Genomic DNA, 6,229 nt, shown 5'->3' with positions numbered 1-6,229 from the left:
CGCGGGACGCCCTCCCGGCCGTCACCCCGCGCGCAGGCCGGACGCCCTCCCGGCACCGCCCCGCGCGCGTGCGCGACCCGGGCGCCCTCGCCTCCTCCACGCGCACGCGTGGAGCGCCGACGCCTCCCCTGCTCCCCGCGCGCTTACCGCACCCCCGACCGGGCGGGGTCGTCCGATCGGCTGACCCCCCGGTCCGCCGGGCGGGGGCGCACGACCATCCGCCGGGTCGACCGTCCGGGGCCGATGGCGCACCCAGGATGGAGTGCGGAGCGGGACGGCGAGACGGCCTCCCGGTCTCCCGGACCCCGGCGACCGCCGGGCCTGCCGTCCCCGCCCGTTCACCCCGAGGAGTGTCCGACCATGAAGCAGATCTCGAAGCGTGCCCGTGTCCTGACCGGTGGCGCGGCTCTGGTCGCCCTGGGCGCCGGTGCCTTCGGCGCGGTGTCCGCGAACGCCGCGGCCCCGGCCGCCGCCCCGGCCGCGGTCGTCAAGGCCGACGCGAAGAACAAGAACACCACCACCAGCACCCACCTGACGATCGACGCCGCCACCAAGGCCGCGCAGGCCGCCCTCGACGCCGCCGAGAAGGAGAACCAGCGGGTCTCCGTGGCCGTCGTCGACCGCAACGGCAACACCATCGTCACCCTGCGCGGCGACGGCGCCGGCCCGCAGTCCTACGAGTCCGCCGAGAAGAAGGCGTACACCGCCGTCTCCTGGAACGCGCCCACCACCGAGCTGGTCAAGCGCCTGGAGCAGGCCCCCAACCTCAAGGACATCCCCGGCACCCTCTTCCTCGGCGGCGGCGCCCCCGTCACCTCGAAGAACGCCCCCATCGCCGGCATCGGCGTCGCCGGCGCCCCCTCCGGCGACCTCGACCAGAAGTTCGCCCAGGCCGGCGTCGCCGCCCTCGCGAAGTGACGCGACGCTGACACCGCGGGGCTCCTCCTGACCCCGACGGCGTCCGGGCACGCCCGCCCGGACGCCGTCGGCCCCGTGCCTTCCCCACCCCGCTCCCTCCCCCCTCCGTCCGCCGTCGACCCCGAGGAGACCCGCCGTGACCACCACACCCCACCGCCGGCTCCTCGCCGCCGCCCGCCGGGGCGACGCCGACGGCGTCCGTGCCGCCCTCGCCGACGGGGCCGGGACCGAGACCCGCGACGAGGAGCTGCGCTCCCCGCTGCTGCTCGCCGTGCTCGGCGACCACGTCGAGACCGCCCGCGCGCTCGTCGCCGCCGGCGCCGACGTCGACGCCCAGGACGCCCGGCACGACAGCCCCTGGCTGGTCACCGGCGTCACCGGCAGCGTGGCGATGCTGCGGGTGCTGCTCGCGGCGGACCCCGCCCCCGACTTCCGGCTGACCAACCGCTTCGGCGGGACCAGCCTGATCCCCGCCGCCGAGCGCGGCCACGTGCCGTACGTCCGGGCCGTCCTGCGCGACACCCCGATCGACGTCGACCACGTCAACGACCTCGGCTGGACCGCCCTCCTGGAGGCCGTCATCCTCGGCGACGGCGGCCCCGCCCACCAGAAGGTCGTCGCGCTGCTGCTCGCCGCCGGGGCCGACCCCGGACTGGGGGACTCGTACGGCACCACCGCCCTGGAGCACGCCGAGCGGCGCGGCCACACCGGGCTCGCCGCCCTGCTGCGCCACGCTCCCGCCGTTCCGGCGACTCCGGCCGCCCTGGCCTGAGGTGGTCCACCGGCTCACAGATGGGTCGGTCCCACCGGCGTCGACCGGGCCAATGGCACAGCGTTTCGGAAGCGATTTGAGCCAAGGGCCCGGTCGGTGTTTCCCTGGGACCCATCAGATGTTCTCGGCGCCGCAGCGCCGGGCCGGCGACGAGGCCGCCCCGGACGCCGGCGCCTTCGTCGTGTCCGTGCGCGCCCCACCACCCCCGGGGCAGGGCGCACGGCGGGCGAGCGGCAAGACGAGGGGGCGGCCGACCGCCGTGAAGAGGATGTTCGTGGCTCCGGATCCGGGGCTCCTCCGGCTCAGGACCGGATTGCGCGCGGTGCTCGGCATCGCGCTCGCGGTGACCGTCGCCGAGCTGGCCGGTTTCTCGCTGACCGCGTCGATCACCGGAGGACTGGCGGCCCTGCTCGCCCTGTTCACCGTCACCGACGCCACCGTCCGCGGCCAGGCCGGCACCACCCTGCTGCTGCCGCTCGCCGGCTTCCCGGTCCTCGCGCTGGCCACCCTGCTGCACGACCACACCCTGCTGCGGGACGCGGCCTTCCTGCTCGTCGTCCTCGGCGGCGTCTACGCCCGGCGCTGGGGCCCCCGCGGCCACGCCCTCGGCATCTTCGCCTTCATGAACTTCTTCAGCACCCAGTTCCTGCACGCCGTGCCCGCCCAGCTCCCCGAGCTGTACGCCGCCGTCGGCATCGCCCTCGCGGCGGCGGGCGGGGTGCGCTTCGTGCTCTGGCCGATCGAGCGGCGCACCCCGCCGCCCGCCGCGCCCGCCCCGCTCCCCGGCACCGGCCTCGCCCGGATCACCACCCGGCAGGCCGTGCAGGCGACGGCGGCCTGCGCGGTGGCGCTCGGCATCGGCCAGGTGCTCTCCGAGGACCGCTGGTACTGGGCCGTCGGCACCACCTGGTGGATCTTCGTGAACACCGTCTCCCGGGGCGACACCCTCGTCCGGGGATTCCGCCGCTTCCTCGGCACGCTCCTCGGCATCGCGGTCGGCATGGTCGTCGCCATCCCGCTGCACGGCGCCCCGCTGCCCACCGCCCTCCTGGTGGCCGTCTGCGTCTTCGGGATCTTCTACACCGCGCCGCTCTCCTACAGCTGGATGATGCTCGCGGTCACCGTCATGGCCGGGCTCCTCTACGGCCTCCTGGGCGTGCTGGACCCCGCGCTGCTCGTCCTGCGCCTGGAGGAGACCGTGGTCGGCGCCGTCTGCGCGGCCCTCGCGGTCCTGCTGATCCTCCCGGTCACCACCCACGCGATCAACGACGCCTGGATCCAGCGCGCGCTGCGCGCGGTCCACGCGGCGACCGCCGCCTCCGAGCGGCGGCTGTCCGGCGACGAGGCGGCCGACCCCCGCCCGCACGTGACCGAGCTCGACCTGCTGCTCGGCCGGGTGCGGCTCTCGCTGGCGCCGCTCGTCCATCCGCTGAGCCCGTTCCGCGAGCGCAAGGCGCGCGCCCGCCGGGTCCTCGGTCTGCTCGACGAGTGCGCCGCCGAGGTGCGCGGGCTCGCGGCCGTCGCCGCCGACCCGGACGCCAGCCACGACGCCCGGCTCGCCGCCGCCTGCTGGCGCGTCGAGACGGCCGTCGAACGGCTCACCTCGCCGCGCACGCCGGAGCACGCCCCGGTCGGCCGGGGTGTCGAGCCCGAGACCGCGCCGCACCCGGCCCCCGCCGCGCTCGGACACGTCAGTGGCCTGGAGCGGCTGCTCGCCGCCCTCGACGAGCCGCTGCGGACCCCGCCCGGCTCCCTCCTCGTCCGCTCCTGACGGCTCCCGCGACCGACTGATCGAACTTGGTCTAGACCGCCTGCTAACGTCGCCGCAGGCGGCCGGTCGCAGCGACCGGCCCGGGGCAGGGAGGCGCCGTGGGCGGGACCGACGAGACACGTGAGCGGGGAGCGGGGCCGGTGCGGGCCTACCTCGGCTCCTTCACCTCGGCCGGCGGCCGCGGCGTGCTCGCCGCCGACGTCGACCCGGCGACGGGCGGCCTCACCGTCACCGGCGGCACCGACGCCGTCGCCGACCCCTCCTACCTGACCCTCGCCGACGGTGTCCTGTACGCCGTCTCCGAGACCGACCCGGGCGCCGTCGCCGCCCTCGACCCCGAGGGACCCGCGCCGCGCCCGCTCGGCGCCCCCGTGCCCGTCGGGGGCTCCGGCCCCACGCACCTCTCGGTCGCCGCCGGCCACCTCCTCACCGCCCACTACACCTCGGGCAGCGTCTCCGTCCTGCCGCTCGCCGCGGACGGCACCCCCGGCCCCGTCACCGCCGTCCTGCACCACGAGGGCAGCGGTCCGGTCGCCGACCGGCAGGCCGGGCCCCACGCCCACCAGATCCTGCCCGACCCGAGCGGACGCTGGGTCCTCAGCGTGGACCTCGGCACCGACTCCGTGCGCGTCTGCGCCCTCGACCCGGCCACCGGCGCCCTGCGCCCGCACGGGGAGACCACCCTGCGGCCCGGCTACGGCCCCCGCCACCTCGCCTTCCATCCGGACGGCGGCCACCTGTACGTCGTCGGCGAGCTGGAGCCCGCCGTGACCGTCTGCCGCTGGGACGCGGAGCGCGGCGAACCGACGCCGCTGGCGGAGATCCCGCTCGCCGACACGGACGGCGCGGGTCCCGCGTACCCCTCCGCCGTCGTGGTGGCACCGGACGGGCGCTTCCTGTGGGTCGCCGTGCGCGGCACCGACACCCTCGCCGTCCTCGTCCTCTCGCCGACGGGCGACGAGGCGATCCGCTCGGCCACCGTGTCCTGCGGTGGCTCCTGGCCCCGCGACCTGGCCCTCGACCCCTCGGGGCGGCGGCTCTACGCGGCGAACGAGCGGTCCGGGGACGTCACCTGGTTCGACGTCGACCCGGAGACCGGCACGCCGGTCCGCGCCGGCTCCGCCGAGGTCCCGGCGGTCACCTGCGTCGTCTTCGGCTGACACGGCTCCGAGGGCGGGCCCGGAGCGGGCGGGTACGGCTCCGGGACCGCCCCCCGGGCATGCGGAAGGGCCCGCACCGGACGGCTGCCGGTGCGGGCCCTCGCGCGCGTCGGGGCGTCAGAGCGCCGGGGCGGCGCCGTGCTGCGGGAGGCCGAGCACGGCCGCGTACTGCGAGAGCACGAGCTTGCCGATGGCCGGGTAGGCGCCGAGGGCCTCGGCCGCCGGGCAGCCGGCCTCCTTCGACGCCTCGTCGAGCAGGCCCTCGGCCAGCTCCGGACCGATCAGGTACGGCGCCAGCGCCAGCTGCACCGCGCCCGCGTCGCGCAGCTGCTCGGCCACGGAGGCGATCGAGCCCTCCTGGTCCAGCGCGGCGGCCATCACCGGCACGGCGAGCCGGGCCGCGAGCAGCATGCCGGTGATCCCGGCGGCCTGCACGGCCTCCTCGCCGCCGACGGTGGCCAGGAGGATGCCGTCCGCGGCCGTGGCGACGGTGAAGAGCCGGGCGCGGTCGGCGCGGGCCAGCCCGGCCTCCGACAGGCGCACGTGCAGCGCCTCGGCGAGCAGCGGGTGCGGGCCGAGGACGTCGGTCAGCTCGGCGGTGTTGCCGCTGTCCATGACGGCCTGGCGGATCCGGCGCATGACGGCGCTGTCCGGGCCCGCGAGCAGCGGGACGACGATCGCGGCCGGGCCCTGCGGGGCCTCGACCTCGCGGCCGGCCGCCACGGCGATCCGGTACCGCTCCTCGCGCAGCTCCGCCGCGGCGGTCAGCACGCCGGCCAGCGTCGGGTACTCCTCGCCGTCGCCGTCCACGAAGCCGATCGCGGCCTCCAGGCCGGGCAGCTCGGACCGGGCGATGCTCACCAGCTCCTCGGCCAGCGATCGTATGGCGGCCGAGGGCGCGCCGGGGACGGCGAGCACCAGGGCGGGAGCGCCCTCGGGCGCCGCCGCCGGGTCGGGGCGACGGTGCCGCCCGGACGGGCGGGGGCGCGGCATTCGTACAGGCAGGCCGTTGGCGGGCCCAGTGGGGGTGCTCATGGCGCCGCATGCTACTGGCTTTGCGGACGGCGGCGTTCGGTGAGGTACGACCCCGCGCCTTCTGCCCCTGTATGTCCGGTCGCCGGCGCGCCACATCGTGGACCGGACGGTCGGTCGGGGCCCCGGCACGCCCCGGACCAGCGGCGATGGCCCGGGGGCGGGCGGACGCCGTCAGAGGATCCGCAGCAGCGCGGGGTCCTCGGGGAGCCCCGGGGCGCCCGCCGCGAGCCCGGTGGCCAGCGCCACCGCCCCGTCGAGCGGGTCCCCCGCAGGAGCGACGGCCGGGACCCCGGGCAGCCGCTCCGCGAGCGCCGCCCGCAGTGGCACGAGGAGCGGGTCGCCGAGCCGGAACAGCCCCCCGGTGAGCGCCACCACGGCCGTCGGGTCCGGCGGGCAGGCCGCAGCGGCGGCGTCCGCGATGTGCTCGGCGGCGCGCTCCAGGATCCCGGCCGCGACCGGGTCGTCCGCCGCGCCGGCCGCGACCTCGGGGGCGAAGGCGGCGAGGACGGCCGGCCGGTCCGTGCGCGGGTAGAGCGCGGCGGGCAGCCCGGCCGCCGGTCCGTGCAGCTTCTC

At 77.5% G+C, this 6,229-nt stretch carries 5 protein-coding genes and 1 pseudogene; 4 read left to right on the top strand and 2 right to left on the bottom strand.

Going from position 1 to position 6,229, the window contains the following annotated elements:
• Nucleotides 1-360: 360 nt before the first annotated feature.
• From IE321_RS40145 to IE321_RS40130, 4 genes are all read left to right on the top strand, one after another.
• Nucleotides 361-918 carry a GlcG/HbpS family heme-binding protein gene (locus IE321_RS40145; RefSeq protein WP_043225156.1) on the top strand — a complete coding sequence of 186 codons (558 nt, stop codon included), beginning with the start codon at nucleotides 361-363 and terminating at the stop codon, nucleotides 916-918.
• Between the two features lie 136 nt (nucleotides 919-1,054).
• Nucleotides 1,055-1,690 carry an ankyrin repeat domain-containing protein gene (locus tag IE321_RS40140; protein WP_190226578.1) on the top strand — a complete coding sequence of 212 codons (636 nt, stop codon included), beginning with the start codon at nucleotides 1,055-1,057 and terminating at the stop codon, nucleotides 1,688-1,690.
• Between the two features lie 268 nt (nucleotides 1,691-1,958).
• A complete protein-coding gene (locus IE321_RS40135; protein ID WP_190226579.1) occupies nucleotides 1,959-3,461 on the top strand; it encodes an FUSC family protein in 1,503 nt (500 codons plus the stop codon).
• 98 nt (nucleotides 3,462-3,559) lie between these two features.
• Nucleotides 3,560-4,621 (top strand): lactonase family protein, encoded by a 1,062-nt coding sequence (locus tag IE321_RS40130; protein WP_190226577.1) that lies wholly within the window; start codon nucleotides 3,560-3,562, stop codon nucleotides 4,619-4,621.
• Between the two features lie 117 nt (nucleotides 4,622-4,738).
• Here IE321_RS40130 and IE321_RS40125 read toward each other — a convergent pair whose 3' ends face one another.
• On the bottom strand, nucleotides 4,739-5,656 hold the full coding sequence (locus IE321_RS40125; protein ID WP_079022085.1) for a sirohydrochlorin chelatase: 918 nt from the start codon (nucleotides 5,654-5,656) through the stop codon (nucleotides 4,739-4,741).
• A 171-nt stretch (nucleotides 5,657-5,827) separates the two neighbouring features.
• Nucleotides 5,828-6,229, bottom strand: a pseudogene (locus tag IE321_RS40120) (ATPase); the annotation flags it as partial.

It is taken from the genome of Streptomyces hydrogenans (assembly GCF_014656075.1).
Lineage (GTDB): Bacteria > Actinomycetota > Actinomycetes > Streptomycetales > Streptomycetaceae > Streptomyces > Streptomyces hydrogenans.
This window is presented reverse-complemented; position numbering and strand designations above follow the sequence as displayed.